Annotated in this window: 19 protein-coding genes and 6 tRNA genes; 21 read left to right on the plus strand and 4 right to left on the minus strand. The window is 62.2% G+C overall.

The genetic code is table 11. The features are described 5' to 3' along the window. Nucleotides 1-19 precede the first annotated feature (19 nt). Nucleotides 20-1,069, plus strand: a complete 1,050-nt coding sequence (locus tag CZ322_RS06755; protein ID WP_087070694.1) for a lipid II:glycine glycyltransferase FemX — start codon at nt 20-22, stop codon at nt 1,067-1,069. On the opposite strand, the gene treZ is transcribed toward CZ322_RS06755, so the two are convergent. From treZ to CZ322_RS06775, 4 genes are all read right to left on the minus strand, one after another. Next, the gene (treZ, locus tag CZ322_RS06760) at nt 984-2,930 is read right to left on the minus strand and encodes a malto-oligosyltrehalose trehalohydrolase (RefSeq protein WP_087070695.1); all 1,947 of its coding nucleotides are present in this window, start codon (nt 2,928-2,930) and stop codon (nt 984-986) included. The genes CZ322_RS06755 and treZ overlap by 86 nt on opposite strands. Then, nucleotides 2,930-5,500 (minus strand): malto-oligosyltrehalose synthase, encoded by a 2,571-nt coding sequence (treY, locus tag CZ322_RS06765; protein ID WP_234984494.1) that lies wholly within the window; start codon nt 5,498-5,500, stop codon nt 2,930-2,932. Before treY ends, treZ begins: the two co-directional genes overlap by 1 nt. After that, on the minus strand, nt 5,497-7,671 hold the full coding sequence (gene glgX, locus CZ322_RS06770) for a glycogen debranching protein GlgX (RefSeq protein WP_087070696.1): 2,175 nt from the start codon (nt 7,669-7,671) through the stop codon (nt 5,497-5,499). The genes treY and glgX overlap by 4 nt, the downstream gene beginning before the upstream one ends. Before the next feature lie 52 nt (nt 7,672-7,723). Beyond that, a tRNA-Val gene (locus CZ322_RS06775) sits at nt 7,724-7,795 on the minus strand. Between the two features lie 213 nt (nt 7,796-8,008). Here CZ322_RS06775 and CZ322_RS06780 point away from each other — a divergent pair. The 20 genes from CZ322_RS06780 (at nt 8,009) to CZ322_RS06875 (ending at nt 22,610) form a co-directional block, all read left to right on the plus strand. After that, a tRNA-Gly gene (locus tag CZ322_RS06780) sits at nt 8,009-8,081 on the plus strand. Between the two features lie 58 nt (nt 8,082-8,139). After that, nucleotides 8,140-8,210 (plus strand) — tRNA-Cys (locus CZ322_RS06785). 4 nt (nt 8,211-8,214) lie between these two features. Further along, nucleotides 8,215-8,289 (plus strand) — tRNA-Val (locus tag CZ322_RS06790). A gap of 71 nt (nt 8,290-8,360) precedes the next feature. Beyond that, a tRNA-Gly gene (locus tag CZ322_RS06795) sits at nt 8,361-8,433 on the plus strand. 1 nt (nt 8,434) lies between these two features. After that, a tRNA-Val gene (locus CZ322_RS06800) sits at nt 8,435-8,509 on the plus strand. A 426-nt stretch (nt 8,510-8,935) separates the two neighbouring features. Further along, nucleotides 8,936-9,382: a Dps family protein gene (locus CZ322_RS06805; protein WP_087070697.1), complete on the plus strand. Its 447-nt coding sequence runs from the start codon at nt 8,936-8,938 to the stop codon at nt 9,380-9,382. A 193-nt stretch (nt 9,383-9,575) separates the two neighbouring features. Further along, complete coding sequence (gene thrS, locus CZ322_RS06810) at nt 9,576-11,555, plus strand: threonine--tRNA ligase (protein WP_180948674.1); 1,980 nt, start codon at nt 9,576-9,578, stop codon at nt 11,553-11,555. Next, nucleotides 11,555-12,235 carry a phosphatidylinositol phosphate synthase gene (gene pgsA, locus CZ322_RS06815; protein WP_087070699.1) on the plus strand — a complete coding sequence of 227 codons (681 nt, stop codon included), beginning with the start codon at nt 11,555-11,557 and terminating at the stop codon, nt 12,233-12,235. The genes thrS and pgsA overlap by 1 nt, the downstream gene beginning before the upstream one ends. After that, on the plus strand, nt 12,232-13,239 hold the full coding sequence (locus CZ322_RS06820) for a phosphatidylinositol mannoside acyltransferase (RefSeq protein WP_087070700.1): 1,008 nt from the start codon (nt 12,232-12,234) through the stop codon (nt 13,237-13,239). The genes pgsA and CZ322_RS06820 overlap by 4 nt, the downstream gene beginning before the upstream one ends. Further along, the gene (locus CZ322_RS06825; protein ID WP_087070701.1) at nt 13,236-14,360 is read left to right on the plus strand and encodes a glycosyltransferase family 4 protein; all 1,125 of its coding nucleotides are present in this window, start codon (nt 13,236-13,238) and stop codon (nt 14,358-14,360) included. The genes CZ322_RS06820 and CZ322_RS06825 overlap by 4 nt, the downstream gene beginning before the upstream one ends. Next, the gene (locus tag CZ322_RS06830; protein WP_087070702.1) at nt 14,357-14,950 is read left to right on the plus strand and encodes a hypothetical protein; all 594 of its coding nucleotides are present in this window, start codon (nt 14,357-14,359) and stop codon (nt 14,948-14,950) included. The genes CZ322_RS06825 and CZ322_RS06830 overlap by 4 nt, the downstream gene beginning before the upstream one ends. A gap of 9 nt (nt 14,951-14,959) precedes the next feature. Next, nucleotides 14,960-15,466: an NUDIX hydrolase gene (locus CZ322_RS06835; RefSeq protein WP_087070703.1), complete on the plus strand. Its 507-nt coding sequence runs from the start codon at nt 14,960-14,962 to the stop codon at nt 15,464-15,466. Between the two features lie 179 nt (nt 15,467-15,645). Beyond that, nucleotides 15,646-16,401 (plus strand): YebC/PmpR family DNA-binding transcriptional regulator, encoded by a 756-nt coding sequence (locus tag CZ322_RS06840; protein WP_087070704.1) that lies wholly within the window; start codon nt 15,646-15,648, stop codon nt 16,399-16,401. Continuing rightward, nucleotides 16,401-17,039, plus strand: coding sequence for a crossover junction endodeoxyribonuclease RuvC (ruvC, locus tag CZ322_RS06845; RefSeq protein ID WP_026428850.1), 639 nt, complete (start codon nt 16,401-16,403; stop codon nt 17,037-17,039). Before CZ322_RS06840 ends, ruvC begins: the two co-directional genes overlap by 1 nt. A gap of 23 nt (nt 17,040-17,062) precedes the next feature. Beyond that, a complete protein-coding gene (ruvA, locus tag CZ322_RS06850; RefSeq protein WP_087070705.1) occupies nt 17,063-17,656 on the plus strand; it encodes a Holliday junction branch migration protein RuvA in 594 nt (197 codons plus the stop codon). Beyond that, nucleotides 17,653-18,672 carry a Holliday junction branch migration DNA helicase RuvB gene (gene ruvB, locus CZ322_RS06855; RefSeq protein ID WP_087070706.1) on the plus strand — a complete coding sequence of 340 codons (1,020 nt, stop codon included), beginning with the start codon at nt 17,653-17,655 and terminating at the stop codon, nt 18,670-18,672. The genes ruvA and ruvB overlap by 4 nt, the downstream gene beginning before the upstream one ends. Before the next feature lie 80 nt (nt 18,673-18,752). Further along, on the plus strand, nt 18,753-19,229 hold the full coding sequence (locus CZ322_RS06860) for a preprotein translocase subunit YajC (RefSeq protein ID WP_087070707.1): 477 nt from the start codon (nt 18,753-18,755) through the stop codon (nt 19,227-19,229). 5 nt (nt 19,230-19,234) lie between these two features. Continuing rightward, nucleotides 19,235-20,974: a protein translocase subunit SecD gene (gene secD / locus CZ322_RS06865; protein WP_087070708.1), complete on the plus strand. Its 1,740-nt coding sequence runs from the start codon at nt 19,235-19,237 to the stop codon at nt 20,972-20,974. Continuing rightward, nucleotides 20,974-22,071: a protein translocase subunit SecF gene (gene secF / locus CZ322_RS06870; protein WP_087070709.1), complete on the plus strand. Its 1,098-nt coding sequence runs from the start codon at nt 20,974-20,976 to the stop codon at nt 22,069-22,071. Before secD ends, secF begins: the two co-directional genes overlap by 1 nt. Next, a complete protein-coding gene (locus tag CZ322_RS06875; RefSeq protein ID WP_026428855.1) occupies nt 22,068-22,610 on the plus strand; it encodes an adenine phosphoribosyltransferase in 543 nt (180 codons plus the stop codon). The genes secF and CZ322_RS06875 overlap by 4 nt, the downstream gene beginning before the upstream one ends. Nucleotides 22,611-22,624 lie beyond the last annotated feature (14 nt).

The raw sequence follows: 22,624 nt of genomic DNA on the forward strand, positions 1-22,624 counted from the left end.
GCGCAGGTAGGATGGCGGCATGTCTACACTCTCGCTGTCGCGGATCGATGACACCACCTACCTGGAGCTGGCTGCCGGCCACGGCCTGCCCCTCGAGCAGCTGCCCGCCTGGGACCGCTACGAGGATGCCCTGCCCGGCCACGCACCGTTCGGGCGTTTCCTGTGGCGCGATAGCGCAGGTGCACCGCGTGCCCTTATTTCTCTGACCCGGATGGAAGGGCGCGGTTTCACTTACCTGTGGGCGAAAAAAGGCCCGGTGTGGCTCGGGGAACGGCCCGCGGCGGCGGAAGAACTGGAGTTCCGGACCGCGCTGGCGCGGCTGGTGCGGGGCGCGGATCGCAGCCTCGCCTTCATGCGGATTCACGCCTGGCACCCGGCCCCGGATCTGCACGAATTACTGCAAACGGTCACCTATGATCGCACCGTTATGGTCGACGTCGCACGCCCGGATGCGGAGATCCGGGCGAGTTTCTCCAAGTCGGGGCGCCGCCAAGCACGCAAAGCCGAGGCAGAAGGCCTGGAATTTTGCGATGAAACGGAGCGGGCCCGGGAGGTTTTCCCGGAGCTGTACGCCATTCTCACCGAAACGGCCACCCGGGATGATTTCGGGGCGGCACCCATGAGCCAATACGTGACCATGCTGGAATCCCTGGGTCCGGACCACGCCCGGCTTTTCGTGGCGCGTGCGGAGGGGCGGGCGCTGGCCTGGCAGATCGTGCTGGCTACCGATGACCTCGGGGAAGCCTATTACGCGGCAACCAGTGCGGAGGCTCGCCAGCGCCACGCCTCCATGTTCATGGATCTGCACACCATAACGTGGCTGCGGGAAACCGGGCGGAAAGCTTATGACCTGATGGGGGTGCATTCGGAGCGCGCCCCGCAATTAGAAGGCGTGACCGGCTACAAACAAAAATTCGCTGCCGAGTTCACCGAGGTGGCCGGTGCCTGGGACGTGCCGCTGCGCCCGCGCTACTATCGCGGTCTCAAGCTGGCGCTGCGCGCCAAACGCTCCGCGGTGGGTGCGGTTCGGACTGCCCGGGGCCGCCTGGGCCGGCGCGGTAGGGGCTGAGCACCGCGAAACCGGGCCCGGAAAAATCAACATAGGATTCGGCCACGCTCACGCTGCCCCAGGTGAGGAGTGTATGCAGATGGCCCGCCTCGGGCGGCAGCTGCATCCGGGTTGGATGCGCAGCAGCGGCGGCCGTTTCTTCCGCTTGTGTTTCCGCTTGTGTTTCATCTTGTTTATTGGCGGTTGTTTCGGCGGGGAGCGGGTCGGCCGCGCCTATATGGAAAACCACGAAGCTGGCTCCGCGCCGGTAATATCCCGCCTCACCCAGGCGCACGATCTCCGAATCCTCCCGGTTGGGGGAAGAAAAATCTGGGTGCTCGCGCCGTAGCCGCAGGAGCTCCCGGGTCGCCTCGAGATAGCGAGCATGGGAGGGCTCCTCGAGTTCCGCCCAGTCCAGGTGCGAGCGCGTGAACGTAGAAAGCGCCTGGGGTGGGGGAATCTGGCCGGCGTGCTCACCCCAATTCCAGTCACGAAATTCCGCAATCCGCCCCGCATCCACACGTTCCCCTAGCTCCGGAGTGTGATCGGTGAAGAATTGGAAGGGCGCGGAAGCACTCCACTCCTGACCCATAAAGAGAAGAGGCGTGAAGGGGGAGAGCAGCATGAGCGCATCAGCAACAAGGGTGTGTTCTGCACTCACAATAGAGGAGCGGCGGTCACCCAGGGCTCGGTTACCCACCTGGTCATGGTTTTCGGTGTAGGCGAGGAAACGGCGCGAATCGAGGGCAGCGGGTACCGGTGCGCCCCAGTTCTGCTTGCGGAAACTAGAGAAATTACCGTCGTGCACGAAGACACGGCGCATGGCCTTTTCCAGGGCTCCGGGAAGCGCAAAATCCCCGTAATAGGCGAAATCTTCCCCGGTCACATAGACATGCAGGGCATGGTGAATATCATCAGCCCACTGCATATCCATACCGTAGCCTCCCGCCCTTGTGGGGCGCAGCATCCTCACATCATTGAGATCGGATTCTGCCACGAGGGCGATATGCCGGCCGGTTTCCGCGGCGAAAGCCGCGGCGGCGTCGGATAATTCCGCGAGAATGTGTTTACTGGAGCGGTCGCGGATAGCGTGGACGGCGTCAAGCCGAAAAATATCCACGTGGTAATCGCGGGCCCACTGGAGCATATTGTCAATAAAATAACGCCGCACCGGGCCGGAATCCGGGCCGTCCACGTTCACACCCGGGCCCCACACCGAAGAATAGCGATCCGTGGTGTAGGGGCCGAACTCAGCTAAGAAATTCCCGTCGGGCCCGAAATGGTTATAGACCACGTCTAGGCATATCGCCAGGCCAGCGCGGTGTGCGGCCTCGACGAAACGCGCGAAACCCGCCGGACCACCGTAATTTTCGGTGACCGCATAGATATCCACGCCGTCATAGCCCCAATTACGGGTGCCGGGCACCGGGCAAATCGGCATAACCTCCACGATATCCACCCCGAGCTCGCGCAGGTACCCGAATTTTTGCGCCGCCGCATCGAAAGTGCCCTCCGGAGTGAAGGTGCCAATATGCATTTCGTAAAAGACCTTGCCGAGCGGATCCACCCCGGGGAAAGGCGACAACTCGAAGGCATCGAGATCAATAATTTCGGAAGGGCCCATGACTCCTTCGGGCTGGCGCCGGGTGCGCGGATCGGGCAGGCCCATCCCGCCATCCAGACTGATGCGGTAGCGGGTGCCGGCCGGCAGGGGAGTATCAAGGATCCACCATCCCGGCCCGCTGGCCAGGGCCGCGCCGTCGCGCCCCGCGCGCGCTGCCGCAATATCCGCGGCGGTGACCGGCCGGAAGGGGAGGAGCTCCCCGTCTACCAGGGCCTCAACGCTCGTACGGCCCGGCGCCCATACGCTCAGCGGTTCCATTAATCGGTGCTCCCTCCTGCGTCGGACCCGCAGGTATCAGCGCGAACGTACACCGCCACCGGCAGATTCGCGCAGGCATCACGAACAAAGAGCTGCGGCCCTTCGAGCTCTCCTTCCTCCAGCACACTGCGCCACCGCCCGGGCGGGAGCACAATATGCGCATCGCCCCAGCCCCCGGCCACCTCCTGGCGGTGCGTGAGGCGCGAGACTATCACGATCACATCCGGCTCCCCATCCAGGGTGCGGGTAAAAGCAAAAATATTTCCGGTGGTGGCGGCCAGCGGTTCGTAGCCCGAACGCAGCGAAACAAAAGGATCCGGGCGGTCCCGGCGCAGGCGCAGAAGGCGCGAGGTCACCCACATTTTTTCTTCATCGACGCTCGCCTGCGCGGGGAGCGCCCCGGCGCTATCCAGCTGCTCAAGCATGCTGGCGAGCCGCGGGTAATTCACCGGGCGGCGGTTATCCGGATCCACCAGCAGATTGCGGGTGATTTCCTCCCCTTGATAGGTATCGGGCACCCCGATCAGCGTGAGGGCCAGAACCTTCGCGGCGAGGATACGCGCGCGGCGTGCCGGGCGGGTATGTTCCCACCAGTCCGTGAGCTCCGCCACCGATTCCGGGGTGGAAATAACCGAGCGTGCATAGGCAAAAAGCCCGGTTTCCAGTGCTTCATCCGGCTCGGTCCACGTGGTCCACGATTTTTGTTCGCGAGCGGCCTTGCGCAGGTAGTCAATGAGGCGATCAGCTTCGATAGGCCCGTTATCCGTCCAGGTTCCCATAATTGTTTGCCACATGAGGTTCTCGATCTGGCCATCGAGTTCCGCCGGGCGGGAAGCGGCGTGCCGTTCGCGCAGCCGTTCCAGGAGCTCCAACCATTCGGTGGGGTAATCGGCCAGGGTGGCAATAGCGGCGCGGGTATCTTCCCCGCGTTTCGTATCATGGGTGGTGAGCGTGGTCATCATCACGGGCCAATCCGCCATCATCTGCCGGGTCCAGGTATGCAGCTCATCGGGGGTGAGCGATGCGCGCAGCGGATCGGATCCCACCTCCGTTGCCGAGGTAAGCGCGGTATAGCGATAAAAAGCGGTATCCTCCACGCCCTTGGCCATAACCGCTCCGCACACCTGCTGGAAGCGGATAATCGCCTCGTTTCGGGAAGCATCATGGCGTTTCGTTGCCGACCCGATTTCCCGCCCGAGCAAAATATCAACAACAACGTCCAGGGTTTCGCACCGGTCTTCGGAAAGCAGGCCCCGGGCGCGTTCGGCTGCTTCAAGCAGCGCAGTTTCAGCGCTGGCATGCGCTTTCTCCCCGGGAACTACGTAGGCCCGGTACCGGTCCATGCAGATGACGAGCGCGGAGACCGCATCGTACAAAGAGCGCTGGGAATGGTCCCGCAGGCGCAGATCATCGCGGCACACTTCCGCCATGAGCCGCGCCATCCGCTCCACTTCCGCCTGGAGGGAGGAATGCATAATCTGGCTTTTCGCCTCGCGCTCCAGAACCGGATACGGCTGGGTGGTATGGGATAGATGCACGAAATTCGCGGTGAGGGCACGCACTCCCTCCGGGTCGGTCAGCAGCGCCCCGATACGCCACGAAGCCTCATACCCGGTACACCCCGCGCACTTCCAATCCGAAGGCAACTTTTCGTTGCCCTCCAGGATTTTTTCCGCCACAATCCACGCCCCGCCGGTTGCTTCATGCAAACGCTCCATATACTGACGCGGATCGGCCAGCCCATCAGGATGATCAATACGGAAAGCATCAATGAAGCCGGCATGGAACAGCTCAAGCAGCAGCGCGTGGGAAGCCTGAAATACCTCCGGATCCTCCACCCGGATTCCGGCCAAGGTATCCACATCGAAGAACCGCCGGTAATTGAGTTCTTCCTCGGCGACCCGCCAATAGGCAAGCCGATAGTACTGGCGTTGTAGCAGTTCTGCCAGCGGCAGAAATTCGGTGCCTTTCCGGACCGGGTAAACGTGGTCATAGTAGCGCAAGACGGGAACTGCGCCTTCGCCCTCATAACCCGGTACGACGACGTGATCGAGGCTAATCGCCTCCCGGGCGAGCGCGGTACCCACCCGTTCGCCGAGCACCGGGATGAGGATCCCATCGTCGCTGGACTCCACGTCGATATCGAACCAGGAGGCATAGGGGGACTCGGGGCCGTCACGTAGCAGGGACCACATGGCGCGGTTGAGGTAGAGTGGGGTGGGCATGGCCATATGGTTAGGCACCACATCAACGACGATGCCGAGGCCGGCCGCGTGCGCGGCATTCGCAAAAGCCTCAAAACCGGCCCGCCCGCCCATCGGCTCGGAAATCCGGGTGTGATCCACCACGTCATAGCCGTGCGTGGAGCCCGGGGCGGCCTGGAGGATAGGGGAGCAGTACACATCGGTAATCCCGAGCTGCACCAGGTAGGGGAGCAGGGCGGTGGCATCCGCGAAGGTGAAGTGGGGACCGAGTTGCAGCCGATACGTGGACACGGGCTGGCGCCGCCCGGCGCTGGGCACGTGGGAACGTAGAGCTGGAATACTGGAGGTGTCAGTGATTGCGGTCATACTTTCGAGCTTAGCGCACGGCCTGCGGAGTTTTGGGCGCCGGCCAGGGCGTCGTCGATATCTTCCTCGGAGGGCTCATGCACGAAAACGCGCAGGGAGCGCCCGATCACGCTGGTGGTATCCCCGGAAGCGAAAACGATCTGGGGATTGACCTCCGCCGCGGTATTGACCACCTCCGTCCATTCGCGGTCGTAGACGCCGCCCGGGATGGCGAACTCAACTTCGTCGTCGCCAGCATTGAACATGAGGAGAACATCATCATCAATAATCGGGTTGCCGCGCTCATCGGGTTCGCGGATACCCGCGCCGTTGAGGAATACCATGAGGGCCCGCGCGAACCCGGAATCCCAATCGGAATCTTCCATCTGGCTAGAATCGGGACGGAACCATTCGATTTCCGGGAGGCAGCCTTCGCATACAGGATCGAAACCGGCCACGAAACGCCGGCGCCGGAACACCGGGTGATTCTTGCGGAAAGCGATAGCCGCCCGCGTGAATTGTAGAATATCCATCTGCCGATCATCGAGATCCCAATCCATCCACGCGATCTCATTGTCCTGGCAGTAGGTGTTGTTATTACCGCCCTGGGTGCGCCCAATTTCATCACCGTGGGAAATCATGGGAACGCCTTGGGAGAGCAGCAGGGTGGAGATGAAATTGCGGATTTGGCGTTCGCGCAGATCGAGGATTTCGGGATTATCCGTGGGGCCTTCTTCCCCGCAATTCCAGGAGCGGTTATTCGATTCGCCATCCGCGTTGTTTTCGCCATTGGCTTCATTGTGCTTCTCGTTATAAGAAACCAGATCGCGCATGGTGAAACCATCGTGGGCGGTCACGAAATTAATGGAGGCGAAGGGGCGGCGCCCGGAGGATTCATACAGGTCCGCGCTGCCCGTTAGGCGGGAGGCGAATTCCGGCAGGGCGGCCGGTTCCCCGCGCCAGAAATCACGCACGGTGTCACGGTACTTGCCGTTCCATTCCGTCCACAGCGGTGGGAAACCGCCCACCTGGTAGCCGCCTTCGCCCACATCCCAGGGTTCGGCAATGAGTTTGACCTGGGAAATGATGGGATCCTGCTGGATGATGTCAAAGAAGGAAGAAAGCTTATCCACCGCGTGGAGTTCGCGAGCCAGGGTGGAAGCCAAATCGAAACGGAAACCATCCACGTGCATTTCCGTCACCCAGTACCGCAATGAATCCATAATGAGTTGGAGGGTATGTGGGGAGGTCATATTCAAGGAGTTCCCGGTCCCTGTGGTATCGAAATAGTGCCGCGGGTCATCGGGGACCAGGCGGTAGTAGGAGCGATTATCAATACCCTTGAAGGATAGGGTGGGGCCCATGTGGTTCCCCTCCGCCGTGTGGTTGTACACCACGTCAAGGATGACCTCAATATCGGCTTCGTGGAAGGCCTTGACCATGGCCTTAAACTCATCGACTTGCTCCCCGCGCGAGCGGGTGGCGTAGCCATCATGGGGCGCGAAGAATCCGATGGTGTTATAACCCCAGTAATTGCTCAGGCCCCGATCCTGGAGCGAGGTGTCATTGATGAACTGGTGCACCGGCATGAGCTCAATAGCCGTCACCCCCAGGGAGGTGAAGTAATCGAGAACAGGCGGGTGGGTGAGGCCCTGGTAGGTACCGCGTAATTCTTCGGGAACGTCCGGGTGGCGCTGGGTGAAGCCCTTCACGTGCGTCTCATAAATAATGGTTTCGTTATATTCATGCTTGGGCGGGCGGTCATAGCCCCAATCGAAGTAGGGGCTGATAACCACGGAAACCGGCACGTGGCCGAGCGAATCCAAAGTGCACGGTTGTGAAGGATCGTTGAAGTCATAGGAAAAGACTTCCTGAGCATTGGTGATATTGCCTTCGATGGCTTTGGCGTAGGGATCCAGGAGGAACTTGGAAGGATCGCAGCGCAGCCCCTGGGCCGGATCGTAGGGACCGTAGACGCGGTATCCGTAACGCTGCCCGGGCCGAATTGAGGTGAGGTAACAATGCCAAACATTGGCATCAACTTCCCGCAGTTCCACGCGGGTTTCTTTGTTGTTATCGTCAAGTAGGCAGAGTTCGATTTTCTCAGCCACGGAGGAGTAAATCGCGAAATTCGTGCCGGTGCCGTCGAAAGTAGCGCCCAGCGGATACGGGTGTCCAGGCCAAATTCTCATACCTGAGTATCTCATACGAAAGTGGGAATCTACTGAAAATCTAGCGAGACGGTGGGCGATACTGGGTTCGAACCAGTGACCTCTTCGGTGTGAACGAAGCGCTCTACCACTGAGCTAATCGCCCGGGCGACCGTAACGGCCCGTGCATCACGCAAGCTTATAGGGGGTGGGCGGAGAAACTCAAATTTAACTAACGTGGTGTGCACCTCACTGCCCCGGTTTGACCGGGTGCGCGGAATGTCGCTATAGTTTTTCGATGTCATCGACGTCGCCGCGGCGGTTCCCGCCACGGTTAACCTGGCCAGCGCGGCTTGGTTAGTGATTGTTGATCGGCCACGCGGATGTAGCTCAGTTGGTAGAGCGCAACCTTGCCAAGGTTGAGGTCGCGGGTTCGAGCCCCGTCATCCGCTCGGATGTGAAGAAAGGCAAAGCGGCACACGTGCCCATATTCCTCTCACGTATCCGGACGGTGGGTTGGCCGAGAGGCGAGGCAACGGCCTGCAAAGCCGTGTACACGGGTTCGAATCCCGTACCCACCTCGCGGGGCGATTGGCGCAGCGGGAGCGCGCTTCCCTGACACGGAAGAGGTCACTGGTTCGATCCCAGTATCGCCCACCACTATTTCCTTGCAGCGCCATTTTGACCCGGCTCTCACGGTTGGGTAAACTAGTGGCTCGCTGTGAAACAGTGCGGATGTAGCTCAGTTGGTAGAGCGCAACCTTGCCAAGGTTGAGGTCGCGGGTTCGAGCCCCGTCATCCGCTCGGGCGATTGGCGCAGCGGGAGCGCGCTTCCCTGACACGGAAGAGGTCACTGGTTCGATCCCAGTATCGCCCACCATATTTATTCACCACCTATTGCACCCCGTACCACGCCCGCCCGGAATCAAGGTGCAACGGCAGCTACGTTAAGAAATTGTTTTGATGTCGTGGGGTTGCATCCTGTGAGGTCTGCTGTTGTGGACTTGCTTTTTGTAGGCACCACCGCTCACATCGTCCATACTTGTCCGTGTCGAGCGGATGATCGCACCAGAGCCAGCTAACAGAATAGATGGGGAAGTAAATGACCAAAGTCCCGGGTGGCCGCCTCAAGCTGGAAGCAATCATGCCATGAGCGTAAAAGCGCGCAACCACGCGGCAAAGCGGCGTCGTCGTGCGGAAAAAGCGGGTGAAAAAGAACGGTGCGCAGCCCCGCGTTAGGTCTTCCTGACTATATTTTCCGCAATCAAGCGGGTAGACCTATAGGCGTAAACGAAAGGATGGATCAATGGCCGAAAAAGTTGTTATCGATGCTCTTCAGCGCACGCTGACCGATCTTATTGACCTCTCCCTGCAAGCTAAGCAGTACCACTGGAATATTCAGGGTGCGCGTTTCCGCGCCCTCCACCTCGCTCTTGATGAAGTTGTGTCCGTGACCCGTACCGACCTTGATGAGGTTGCCGAGCGCATCGCCACCATCGGGGGCTTCCCGGATGGTCGGGCCGTGACGGTCGCCAAGGAAAGCGGTCTGGATGATGCGGGCACCGGTCCCTTCAATGTGGACGATGTCTACACCGTGATGGCGGAGAAGCTCTACGGGGCTTCCCGGCGTATCCAGAATGACCTGTCCAAGGTGGACGAAGCCGATCCGCTCAGCGGTGACCTGCTCATCGGGGTCGCTCGCAACCTGGAGCTGCAGGGCTGGTTCATGAAGGCCGCCGCGGTCGAAAACTAAATCGCTCGCGCTGACGGGTGTGCGCCGCAGCCGTGACTCATAGCGAAGGGGACCATCTCACCAGGCGTGAGGTGCGTCCCCTTCGCCGTGTTCGCGGTAGAGCCGCGCGGGCGGGCCCGGAGCGAAACAGGTATCCTGGTGGGCGGGCATCCCCGGTCTGGATGCCGTGAAAAATAGAACTAAGGAGAAAACTATGCCCGCACGTCTATCCGTGGACGGCACCCTCGTCACCCTTGACGAACCGTGCCCGGGAACCGCCTACTTCGCCGCGGATCGCGCGATTGTCGCCCTGAAAGTTAACGGGGAACTCAAGGATTTGGCCACGGATTTGACCACGCTGGACGGCGCCGAGGTGGAAACCGTACGCATCGACTCCCCGGACGGGCTCAATATTCTCCGCCATTCCGCCACCCACGTGCTGGCCCAGGCAGTCCAGCAGATCTACCCCGATGCGAATCTGGGCATCGGCCCCTTCATTGAGGACGGCTTCTACTACGATTTCGGCAATATTGACCCGGTTACTCCGGAGATGCTGAAAGAGCTCGAAAAGCGCATGAAGCGCATCGTCAAGGAAAATCAGCGTTTCGTGCGCCGCGAAGTCACCGAAGAAGAAGCGCGCCAGGAAGAAGCCTCCCAGCCCTACAAGCTTGAGCTCATCACCACCAAGGGCCACGATGCGGACGGTGCCAGCGTGGAAGTGGGCCACGGCGGCCTCACCATGTACGACAACGTCAACCGTCACGGCGATGTGGTGTGGACCGATCTGTGCCGCGGGCCCCACCTGCCCTCCACCAAGTTCATCGGCAATGGTTTCGCGCTCACCCGGGCCTCGGCCGCCTACTGGAAGGGCGATCAGAATAATGATCACCTCCAGCGCATTTACGGCACCGCCTGGCCGAGTAAGGAAGAACTGGATGCCTACCAGACCCGCATTGCCGAAGCGCAGCGCCGGGACCACCGCCGCTTGGGCACCGAACTGGACCTGTTCTCCTTCCCCGATGAAATTGGTTCCGGGCTTCCGGTCTTCCATCCCAAGGGCGGCATTATCCGCATGGAAATGGAAAACTATTCCCGCCAGCGTCATATTGAAGCCGGCTACGACTTTGTCAATACCCCGCATATCACCAAGGGGCAGCTCTTCCAAACCTCCGGGCATCTATCCTGGTACAAGGACGGCATGTTCCCGGCCATGCGGGTGGATGAGGATCAGGATTACTACCTCAAGCCGATGAACTGCCCCATGCACTCCCTTATTTATAAGGCGCGTGGGCGCTCCTACCGCGATCTGCCGTTGCGGCTCTTCGAATTCGGGACGGTCTACCGTTACGAAAAGTCCGGTGTTATCCACGGCCTTACCCGCGCCCGCGGCTTCACCCAGGATGATGCTCATATTTACACCACCCGCGAGCAGATGCGCGAGGAACTTTCCTCCCTGCTCACTTTCGTGCTGTCCCTCCTCAAGGACTACGGTCTCAACGATTTCTACCTCGAGCTGTCCACGAAGGACCCGAAGAAGTTCATCGGGGATGATGACCTCTGGGAGGAAGCCACCCGCACCCTGGAAGAAGTGGCGCTCTCCTCCGGCCTGGAGCTGGTGCCCGATCCGGAAGGGGCGGCCTTCTACGGCCCCAAGATCTCGGTGCAGGCGCGCGATGCCATCGGCCGCACCTGGCAGATGTCCACCATCCAGCTTGATTTCAACCTCCCCGAGCGTTTCGGGCTGGAATACACCGCGCCGGACGGCTCGCGCCAGCGCCCGGTTATGATCCACCGGGCCCTCTTCGGTTCCATCGAACGCTTCCTGGGCGTGCTGGTCGAGCACTACGCCGGGGCGTTCCCCGCCTGGCTCGCCCCCGTGCAGGTGCGCCTGGTGCCGGTGGCTGAAACCTTCAACGAGTACTGCGAAGATATTGCCCGGCGCCTGCGTGAGCAGCATATTCGCGCCGAGGTGGATACTTCCGATGATCGCTTCGGTAAGAAGATTCGTAACGCCGCGAAGGAGAAGATTCCCTTCACCCTCATTGCCGGTGGGGACGACGTCGATGCCGGCGCCGTGTCCTTCCGTTTCCGCGACGGCGAACAGCATAACGGGGTCGCTATTGACGAAGCGATCGCGCATATCGTGGATGTGGTACGACGGCGCGCTAACGAGCCGGAAGCGGAGAAGTTCTAATGCTCTCTCGGAGCGGGCGGCCCCTGGCCCAGGCAATTTTCGGTCCCATCGCGCGCCTGTGCGTGCGCGCGGGGATCAGCGCCGATGCGGTAACAATCACCGGAACCGTGGCGGTGGTGGCCTGCGCGCTCATCCTCTATCCCCTCGGGCACCCCGTGTGGGCCTCCTGGATTATCGGTATCACCGTGATTTTCGACAGCCTTGACGGCCAAATCGCGAGGCTCACCGGAACCGCGTCCCGCTGGGGTGCCTTCCTGGATTCCACTCTGGACCGCCTGGCTGATTCTGCGATATTCTGCGGGATTCTGCTGTGGATCGTACGCTGGAATATTGGGGCTGGCGCGGGACTGACCGAGTGGTTGGCCCTGGCCTGCCTGGCGGCCCTGCCGGCCGCGCTGTGCACCTCCTACGCGCGCGCCCGCGCCGAAGCGGTGGGATTCACCGCGAATGTGGGGATCAGCGAACGCGCTGATCGGCTGGTTATTGTGCTCCTCGGGGCGCTGATCACCGGCTACGGGGCGAGCGCCTGGGTACTGCTGGTGGCCCTGGCCTACCTCGCGGTAGCCGGGTGGATCACGGTAGCCCAGCGCATGGTGACCGTCTACCGGCAGTCCCGCGCTGAGCAGAGTGGCGATAAACAGAGCGCCGGGGAGCGGGCCGGCCAGGGGAGCGGCCAGTGAATCTCGGCAATCTTCTTTTCCGCGCCACCGGGGCGGTGGCCCGGCTCCCCGAACCGGTGGGCCGCGGCCTCTTCGCCGCGGTCGGGACGGTCGCCGGAACCCTGCCGCTGCGCGGAACCCAGCAGCTACGCCGCAACCTGGCACGGGTACGGCCAGATGCGCGCGGGCGCGCTGCCCGCCGGCTGAGCCGTGCGGCCATGCGTTCCTATATGCGCTACTATTACGAAGCCCTGCGCCTGGGAACCTGGGAAGCTGATGATTTCGCGGCGCGGGTTATCGAGGACGGCCTGGATTCTGCCCGCGCGGAATTCGCCCGCGGCCATGCCCTCATCGGGGCACTCATGCACATGGGCAATTGGGATATGGCCGGGGCCTGGTCGCGCTATTTCCTCGCCCCCGTGCACACCCTGGTCGAAAAGCTCGAACCGGCCGAGGTATTCGAGCGCTTCGTGCGACTGCGTGAAAATATTGGGATGGTTATCTATCCCGTGGTCAAAGGTGGCGGGGCTATTCATCGCCTCGCGGAGGACACCCGGCAGGGTCCCATCCTGGCCCCGGTTCTCGCGGATCGCGATCTCACCGCATCCGGGGTGGAAGTGGAATTCTTCGGGGAGAAAATGCTCGCCGCCGCCGGACCGGCCATTCTTGCCATAGATACCGGCTGCGCCGTCGTTCCTATTTTTTCCTACTACGTGAAAAAGGAACGTACCCGGGCCGTACCCACCCGGTGGCGCATGGTGCTGCGCAGCGGCGCACCTATTCGCGCCCGCGTGGATGCCGCGGCCTCCCCGCGCGAGCGCCACGCGGACATCGCGCGCATCACCCAGGAATGGATCACGGCTTTCGAAGAGGTGCTTGCCGAACACCCCGGGGATTGGCATATGCTCCAGCCCGTTTTCGTTGCAGATTTGGACCGCGAGCGCTACCGCACCAATCGCGAAAAAGCCGCCCGGGAGCTCGCGCGCCGGCAAGCAGAGTACGACGCGAAGGAAGGAACGCCGTGAACATCGGGATTGCCTGCCCCTATTCGTGGGACGTGCCCGGGGGAGTGGGATTCCATATCCGGGATCTAGCCGAGGAACTCATCGCCCGCGGGCACAGTGTTTCGGTGATCGCCCCGAGTGAAGAAAACGAGGCGCTGCCCGATTACGTGGTGCCGGTGGGCGCCTCCGTGGCGATTCCCTATAACGGTTCGGTGGCGCGCCTCTCCTTCGGGCCGCGCGTCAATCGCGCGGTGCGGCGCTGGCTGCGCGAAGGGAATTTCGATGTGCTCCACGTGCACGAACCCTTCGTTCCCTCCGTGTCGATGCTCGCGCTCATGAGCGCGGAATGCCCGGTGGTCTCCACCCACCACACCGCCATGGATCGCTCCCGGGCCTTCGACCTTTTCTCCCCGGTGCTGCGCCCCATCCTGGAAAAAATCCAGGCGCGGATCGCGGTCTCCCAAGAAGCACGCCGCACCACCGTGCAATATTTAGGCGGGGACGCTTTTATTATTCCCAACGGCGTGTACACCGCTGATTTCGAAGTGCCGCGCGATGCCCGCTTCACCGGCACGCCCGATTCGCCCACTTTCGGATTCCTCGGCCGCCTGGACGAACCGCGCAAGGGCTTGCCCGTGCTGGCCGCCGCCGCCCCGCTCATCCTGCGCGACTATCCGCAAGCGCGCTTCTTCGTGGCCGGAAAAGGCGATGAGGAAGCAGCCCGGGAACTCTTCGGGGAAGCGGCCGCTCAGGTTATCTTCCTCGGGCCGGTCAGCGATGCCGATAAAGCGGCGATGCTCGCCAGCGTGGACCTCTACGTGGCACCCAATACCGGGGGTGAATCCTTCGGAATTATTCTTATCGAAGCGATGAGTGCGGGTGGTTTCGTGCTCGCCTCGGATATTCCCGCTTTCCGCGCGGTGCTGGGCGGGGGAACTTTCGGGGACCACTTCGCTAACGAAGACCCGGAGGATCTGGCTCGGGTTGCGCTGGCGGCCTTGCGTGATCCGCAGCGCCGGGCCCGGGTGGCCCAGGCCGGCCAGGCCGAAGCCCAACGTTACGACTGGTCCACGGTGGCCTCCCAAGTCTTTGCCGTGTACGAAACCGCGGTGCGTACCGCCCAGATGGAGGTAGAGCAGTGAATCTTTGGTGGTCCCTTGCCCTCCTCGCCGGTGTGGTGCTCCTTCTGCTCGGGTTCAGCGCGGCCCTGGCGGCCCGCCGCCTCGACCGCCTCCACACCACTCTGCTGAAATCCCGCCGGGCGGTAGAACAGGCCCTCGCCGCCCGTGCCCGCACCGCCTACGATATGGCGATGTCCGGGGAGCTGGATATGGCCGGGGCTCTTATCCTCACCGATAGCGCCCAGCGGGTGCTGTCCGCCTCCATGCTTCCGGTGGTGGCGGACGGATTGGAGGCCCTGCCCGGTGATATGCGCGCAGATCTGCCCGATCCGGCAGTGGCTGCCCGGGAGCGGCGCGCGGTGGAATCCGAGCTTTCCCGCGCCTTGCGCCTCACCGTGGATGAGCTGGACCCGAATGATATGACGGATGCGGCGGCCCGCGAATTTTACCGGCGCTTGGAGCGCGCCCGCCTCGATGTGCGCATGACGCGTTCCTTCCATAATTCGCATGTGGACCAGGCTCGCCGGGTACGAAATTCCCGGGTCCTCTCCATTTTCCCCATTGCCGGGCACGCCCCGGTCCCGCAAACCATCGATATTGATGATGAATAAGAGCACCCGATGACCACTACCCCGCGGCGCGCCGCGCGCATTATCGCCCTGGATGAGGCCGGCTGTGTCCTCCTCATCCGCGGCCACGACCGGGATGACCCCACCCACCGCTGGTGGTTCACGCCCGGCGGGGGATTGGAAGATACGGAAAGCCCCCGGGCGGCAGCGGTACGAGAATTTCGGGAGGAGACCGGCGTCGTCGTAACTGAAACGGAACTCATCGGGCCGGTCCTGCGCCGGCGCGCAACTTTTCGTTTCGCGCGTGCCACCCTCAACCAGGACGAAGTATTTTTCGCGGTGCGCCTCGACGCGAAGCGCGCCCGCGCGGCGGTGACCGGACGCGGGCGGGCCTGGACCGCGGCGGAAGAAGAACTCCTCGACGCCATCCACTGGCGCGCCGGCACGCAACTTATCGGCTCTCCGAGCGAGCGGGTCTACCCGGCGGGCCTCGCGGAGCTCGCGGCCCAGGTGCATAACGGCTGGGACGGCATCTGCCGCGAGATATGGGAAAACTGAAGCGCGGGAAAACTCAAGCTCAAGAAAACTGAAGTGCGGGAAACCGAAGCGCGGGAAAACTGACCTTCAGGAAAATCTCCCCTCAGGAAAACTAAGGCGCGCTGCGGCCCGGGTAATAGTTCCCGGGCCGCGAACCGCGTACAATGGCTCCGGAAGTTTTTATCTACTCGGGAGGACACGTGTCAGGACACTCCAAGTGGGCAACCACCAAGCATAAGAAAGCCGCTAATGACGCCAAGCGCGGCAAGCTCTTCGCGCGTCTGGTCAAGAACATCGAAGTGGCGGCGGCAACCGGTGGTGGCGATCCCGCGGGTAACCCCACGCTCTTTGACGCGATCCGCAAGGCCAAGCAGAACTCGGTGCCGGCCGATAATATCGATCGCGCCGTTAAGCGTGGTTCGGGTGAAACCGATGATTCCATCCAGTACGAAGCCATTACGTACGAAGGCTACGGCCCGGGCGGAGTGGCTATCCTCATCGAATGCCTGACTGATAACCGCAACCGCGCCGCCTCGGATGTGCGCACCGCCCTCACCCGCAATGGCGGAACGCTGGCGGATCCCGGTTCGGTTTCCTACCTCTTCAACCGCCGCGGCGTGGTGGAAGCGGTCAAGGGGGAGAACACCGAGGACGACGTCCTCATGGCCGTTCTTGACGCCGGCGCCGAAGAAATTGAGGACGACGGCGATACCTTCACCATCTACTGCGCGGCCAGCGATGTGGTAGCCGTGCGCACCGCGCTCCAGGAAGCTGGAATTGACTACAATTCCGCCGAATCGCGCTTTGTGCCCTCCACCAATGTTCCCCTCGACCGGAGCGGTGCGGAAAAGCTCCTTAAGCTCACCGATGCCCTTGACGATGTGGACGATATTCAAGAGGTCTACACCAACGCGGATATCGCCGACGACATCCTCGCCGAGCTCGAGGGTGAGTAGTGCGCATTCTGGGGATTGACCCGGGACTCACGCGCTGCGGGTTGGGAACCATTGACGCCGATGTGACGCGGCGGGTGCGCCTGGTGGATATGCGGGTGGCGCGTTCCCCGGTGGACCTGGCCCCGCATCGGCGTCTCCTCCTCATCGCGGATGAAATTGACGCGGTGATCGCGGAGTTTTCCCCCGAAGTCGTGGCGGTGGAACGCGTTTTCGCGCAGGAAAATGTGCGTTCGGTAACTTCCACCGCGCAGGTGGCCGGTATCGCGATGCTGGCCGCCGCCCGCGCCCAGCTGCCCCTCGGCCTGCATTCGCCCTCCGAAGTGAAGGCGGCGGTGACGGGCTCGGGGCGCGCCGGGAAACTCCAGGTGCAAAATATGGTGCAGCGGATTTTGGGTCTGGCGGAATTGCCGCGCCCTAAGGATGCCGCGGATGCCCTGGCCATCGCGATTACCCACGCCTGGCGCGGGGGCGCCCACGCCCTGGACGCCACGGTGGATAACGGCCAGCACGGCGGGGCCGGCACCCTCCCGCGTGCCGAAGGAGCTGATTTAACGCCGGCGCAGCGCATGTGGGCGGGAGCCGAACGCATGAGCCGGCGCGCCGGTGCGGTTTCCCCGCACCGCTCCGCTAGCGGTTAGAGTCATGAGGAAGGGAGCCCGGAGTGATTGCAAGTATTCGCGGAACTGTGAGCCGTATTACCACCACATTCGCGGTGGTGGAGGTCGGCGGGTGGGGCGTCAAAGTTTTTGCGACGCCGGATACCCTCTCGCGCCTGCGGGAAGGCGCGGAAGCTTTTCTCTACACCTCGCTGGTCGCTAGCCGCGATGACCTGCCCTCCCTCTACGGTTTTAGCGAAGCCGATGAGCGCGATGTTTACGAAATCATGCAGACGGTTTCCGGAATCGGCGCCAAAGTTGCGCTCACGCTCCTCTCCGTCCACACCCCGAACGCCCTGCGTGCCGCCGTGCAATCCAAGGACGAGGCGGCCCTCACCCGGGTCCCCGGTATCGGCAAGAAAAGCGCCCAGCGTATTATTTTAGAGCTGGGTAATAAGCTCGGCCCGGCTCCGGTGGCCGCCGGTGAAGCAGCCAGCCCCGAGGCGGATCCGAGTGCCGTAGTTGCCGGTCTGGTAGGGCTGGGGTGGAAGGAAAGCGACGCCGTCGCCGCTTATGAAGAAGCGCGCACGCAAATACCGCAGGGCACCGTGGCCCAGCTCCTGCGCGCCAGTCTGCAAGTACTAGGGGCCCGCCGATGAGCGAAGAAATGTCCTTCGATGCCGGCCTGGTATCCCCGGAAGCCAGCGAAACGGAACGCGCCGCGGAAGCGGCCCTGCGCCCGCGCCAGCTCTCCGAATTCGTGGGCCAGGATACCGTGCGCGACCAGCTCTCCCTCGTGCTTCAGGCCGCGGTGCAACGCGGGCGCACCCCCGATCACGTGCTCCTTTCCGGGCCGCCGGGCCTGGGGAAAACCACCCTCGCCATGATTATTGCCGCCGAGGTGGGCGGGGCGCTGCGCCTGACCTCCGGCCCGGCGATCCAACATTCGGGCGACCTGGCCGCGATTCTTTCCTCCGTGCAGGAAAACGACGTCCTCTTCATCGACGAAATCCACCGCCTGGCCCGCAATGCCGAAGAAATGCTCTACCTGGCCATGGAAGATTTTCGGGTAGACGTGATGGTGGGGAAGGGCCCGGGAGCCACCTCGATTCCGCTGCCGCTGCCGTTCTTCACGGTAGTAGGGGCGACGACGCGCGCCGGCTTACTGCCCGCTCCCTTACGTGATCGCTTCGGCTTTACGGCGCACCTGGAATATTACGAACAGCGCGATCTGGCCCGTATTGTGCGGCGTAATGCCGTCAAGCTCGGCCATACCATTACCGAGGATGCGGCCCAGGAAATTGCCGGGCGTTCGCGCGGCACCCCGCGTATCGCCAACCGGCTGCTGCGGCGCGTCCAGGACTGGGCGCAGGTGCGCGGTACCGGGGATTTGGACCTGCGGGCCGCGCGGGCTGCCCTCGATCTTTTCCAGGTGGATCCGGCCGGGCTGGACCGCCTCGATCGGGCGGTGCTCGAAGCGATCTGCACCCGTTTCGGGGGCGGGCCGGTGGGCCTGACCACCCTCGCGGTATCTGTTGGGGAAGAACCCGAAACGGTAGAGACAGTGGTGGAGCCCTATTTGGTGCGCGAAGGCTATCTGGTGCGTACCCCGCGCGGGCGGATGGCGGCCCCGCGGGCCTGGAGCCACCTCGGTTTAACTCCGCCTACAGATTAGTTTCGTCACGGCCGCCGGTGTTTTCAGCTATGCACGGTAAACTGGCACGGTAATTATTGTCTTTTCCAAGGAGCTTTCGCGTGGAATTCGCCATCATGGGCATCATTCTGGTAGGGATGGTGCTGTTCATGTCCCAGTCCAATAAGAAGGCCCGGGCACGTGCTGAAGAACACCGCAATAGCATTCTGGTGGTGGGCACGGATGTCATGACCACCGCTGGTTTTTACGGGCGCATTGTTGCGATTGACGGGGATGCGGTGACGCTCGAAAGTCCCTCCGGGGATGAAACTGTGTGGTCGCGCCTGGCCATTCGGGAGCAAGCCTCTATTCCCTTCGCGCCGGTCAGTGAAGAAGAAGCGGCGGCGGAAGATGTCGCGGAAGCTGCCCGCCTGAGCGCTTCGGAAGAATCCGGGGCCGGGGCGGTTGCGGATAATGCCGCGGGAACCGGTGCTCCCACTGGCGCGGCCACCCCGGAAGTGACCGGTCACGTGACTCCTCGGAGCACGGACTCGGCTTTTGGTGAAAAGAAAGATGAGTCGGGCTCGGCCTGGAAGTAAACACTATGTCTCAATCTAAAAATTCCGGCGTCCGGTTATCCTGGCGCCGGATCATTACCCTTGCGATCTTGGCGATCGCGCTCTTCGTCTCCCTGGGCGTGGGCTCGGTAACGGGATCCGGATCGGAATCCCGGTGGACCCCGAATTTCGCCCTCGACCTGGAAGGCGGCACGGAGCTTATTCTCACCCCGAAGACCACGGATAATTCCGAGATCACCTCGGAAGATGTCAATCAGGCGATTGAAATTATCCGCCAGCGCGTGGACGCCTCGGGTGTGGCAGAAGCGGAGATCACCTCCCAGGGTGGATCCAATATTGTGGTGGGTCTGCCCGGGCACCCCAGCCAGGAAACCCTCGACCTCGTGCGTAATTCCGCGGTGTTGCGGATGCGCCCGGTGCTCGCCATGGCGAACCCGGGAACCATGAAGGGCGAGGGCGAGAATGCCGCGCCTCTCACCGGTACCGCGCTGGAAGAAGCCGCCATGAAGGCCGCCGACGCGGACGGGGACGGCAAGCTCTCCACCACTCCGCCTAGCGAGCCCACCAGCGCCTCGGATCCGGCCTGGGCTAAAACCGAGCGGGTCACCTACGATGCGCTGACTTTGGATTGCACCGCGGAAAACCCCGCCACTGCTCCGGAAGAAAACCCGGATACCGCGCTGGTGGCTTGCGGGCAAAGCGAAGATTCCAAGACCGGTGAAGTGACGCCTTATAAGTACGTGCTCGGCCCGGCCGAAATCGCCGGAACGAACCTGACGCGCGCCACCTCCGGTTTCGATCAGCAGCAGGGCCAGTGGATCGTGCAGCTGGAATTCGATAACGAGGGCGCCCAGAAGTTCTCCGAAGTGACCGGGCGGCTGGTGGGCTTGCAAAGTCCCCAAAACCAATTCGCTATCGTGTTGGACGGTCGCGTTATTTCCTCCGCGGTCCCGCAAACCCAGATTTCGGGTGGACAGGCCGTTATTAACGGTTCCGGTATTAATGCGACGACGTCGCGCGTGCTGGCCAACCAGTTGCAATTCGGTTCGCTACCCCTGGAATTCGAGGTGCAATCCGAACAGCAAATTTCGGCTACCCTCGGTTCCGAATCGCTGCGCGCGGGCCTCGTGGCCGGGCTGATCGGTCTTGTGCTTATTGTTCTTTACCTCGTCTGGCAGTACCACGCCCTCGCCATCGTGGCGGTGGGTTCGGTGGTGCTTGCCACGGGTCTATCCTACGGGGTTATTTGTTTGCTCTCCTGGGTGATGGGTTACCGATTGTCGATGGCCGGCGTCGTCGGCCTGGTTATTTCTATCGGTATTACGGTCGACTCCTTCATCGTGTTCTTCGAACGTATCCGCGATGAGATTCGTGACGGACACGCCGTCCGCACCGCGGTGCAACGCGGTTGGAAGCGCGCAACCCGCACGATTATCGCCTCCGACTCCGTTAACCTCATCGCGGCCGGGGTGCTCTACTTCATCGCGGTGGGCTCGGTGCGTGGTTTCGCCTTCACTTTGGGGCTTACTACTATCCTCGACCTCGTCGTCGTCTTTATGTTTACCTATCCGCTTATGACGCTGCTGGTGCGCACCAAGTTCTTCGGCGGGGGGCACCCGGCATCGGGTATGTCCGCCAAGCATTTGGCGCATACCCCGGCGTACCGCGGCCGTAAGGTTCCCGGGGAAGGCTCGCTCGCCGAGCGTCGCACCCGGGAACGCCGGGCCGCTCTCCCCGCGAGCAGCGAGGGAAAGGAGAACGCCTAATGTCGATGTACAGCTTAGGTAATGATCTCTACTCGGGGCGGCGCAGCTTCAAAATTGTGCAGCGGCGCAAGACCTGGTACACCATCGCGATTATCTGCGTGATCGCCTCGTTTATCGCGCTGTTCACCCGCGGACTCAATATGGGTATTGAGTTCACCGGGGGATCCCAATTCACGGTCTCGGAAGCGCAAACCACCGATCAGCGCCTCGCCTCGGATATCATGGCCCGCCACGGCGGGGATGAAGCCGCCCGCGTGGCCCAGGTGGGGGAGAACTCCCTGCGTATCCAGACCTCGGCGAATGCCGACGGTACCGGGGTGGGGAACGCGGAAACAGAAGCTATTCGCACGGAATTGGCCGAAGCCTACGGCACCTCTGTTCAGAATGTCACCTCCACCTATATCGGCCCGGTATGGGGCCAGGATATTTCCACGAAGGCCCTCCAAGGTTTCGTGGTCTTTATCGTGCTGGTGCTGCTGGCCCTGTGGGCCTATATGCGGTCTTGGCGTAACGCCCTGGGTGCCATCGTTGCGCTCTTCCATGACCTTGTGGTGACGGTGGGGATTTACTGCCTCTTCGGTTTCGAATTCACGCCGTCCACCGTTATCGGCCTGCTGACCATTCTCGGGTACTCCCTGTATGACACCGTGGTGGTCTTCGATAAGGTCCGTGAAAATACCGAACACGTGCTGCGCCAGCATCGCGTGACCTTCGGGGAATCCACGAACCACGCCGTCAATCAGACCCTCATCCGCTCCATTAACACCTCCGTCACCTCGATTATGCCGGTGGCGTCCATCCTCTTCATCGGGGTGTATCTCATGGGTGCGGGGACACTGCGCGATCTGGCGCTGGTGCTCTTCGTGGGTCTGCTGCTCTCGGCGTACTCCTCCATCTTCCTGGCCGCGCCGCTCGCCGTCACCCTGACGAATGCCGATCCGCGCATCAAGGCTCATAACGCGGAAGTAGCTGCCGCGCGCGCCGAACGCGTTGAGGCCGGCGTTGCCGAAGAAGACGTGGTATCCGCGGTTCTCGAACCGGGCCACCATCTCGGTAATGCAGCGCAGCCGCGCCGCAAGAAGAGGAGCAGGAAGTGAGTAGTGCCTTTTCTTCGCAGCTCGTGGAACTCGCGGCCAGCCGGGTCCGAGAACGTGAAAACTTCCCGGCACCCGGGGTGATCTTTCGCGATATCACCCCGCTCATAGCTGACGGTGAAGCTTTCCACCTCTTTATTGATGAACTGGCGCGCCACTACGAAGGTAAGATCGACGCCGTCGCCGGGCTGGAATCACGCGGATTTATTCTGTCCGCTCCGCTGGCCTACGCCATGGGTTTGGGGATGGTCACCATCCGCAAAGCCGGGCGCCTGCCAGGGCCGGTGATCGGGGTTGATTATGAACTGGAATACGGTTCGGCCCGGATGGAAGTTCAGCCCTTTAATATTGAAGATGGACAGCGCGTTCTCATCATCGATGACGTTCTCGCCACCGGTGGAACCGCACATGCCGCCTGTGAGCTGGTAGAAAGCTCAGGCGGGATTGTGGCCGGCCTGTGCATGCTCATTGAGCTGGCAGGCATGGGCGGCCGGGAGCGTCTGGCCGGTAGACAGGTCGAAGCGGTGCTAACCTTCGATTAAGTCAAGAGGGGAGT

Origin of the sequence: Actinotignum timonense (assembly GCF_900155575.1) — a bacterium.
GTDB lineage: Bacteria > Actinomycetota > Actinomycetes > Actinomycetales > Actinomycetaceae > Actinotignum > Actinotignum timonense.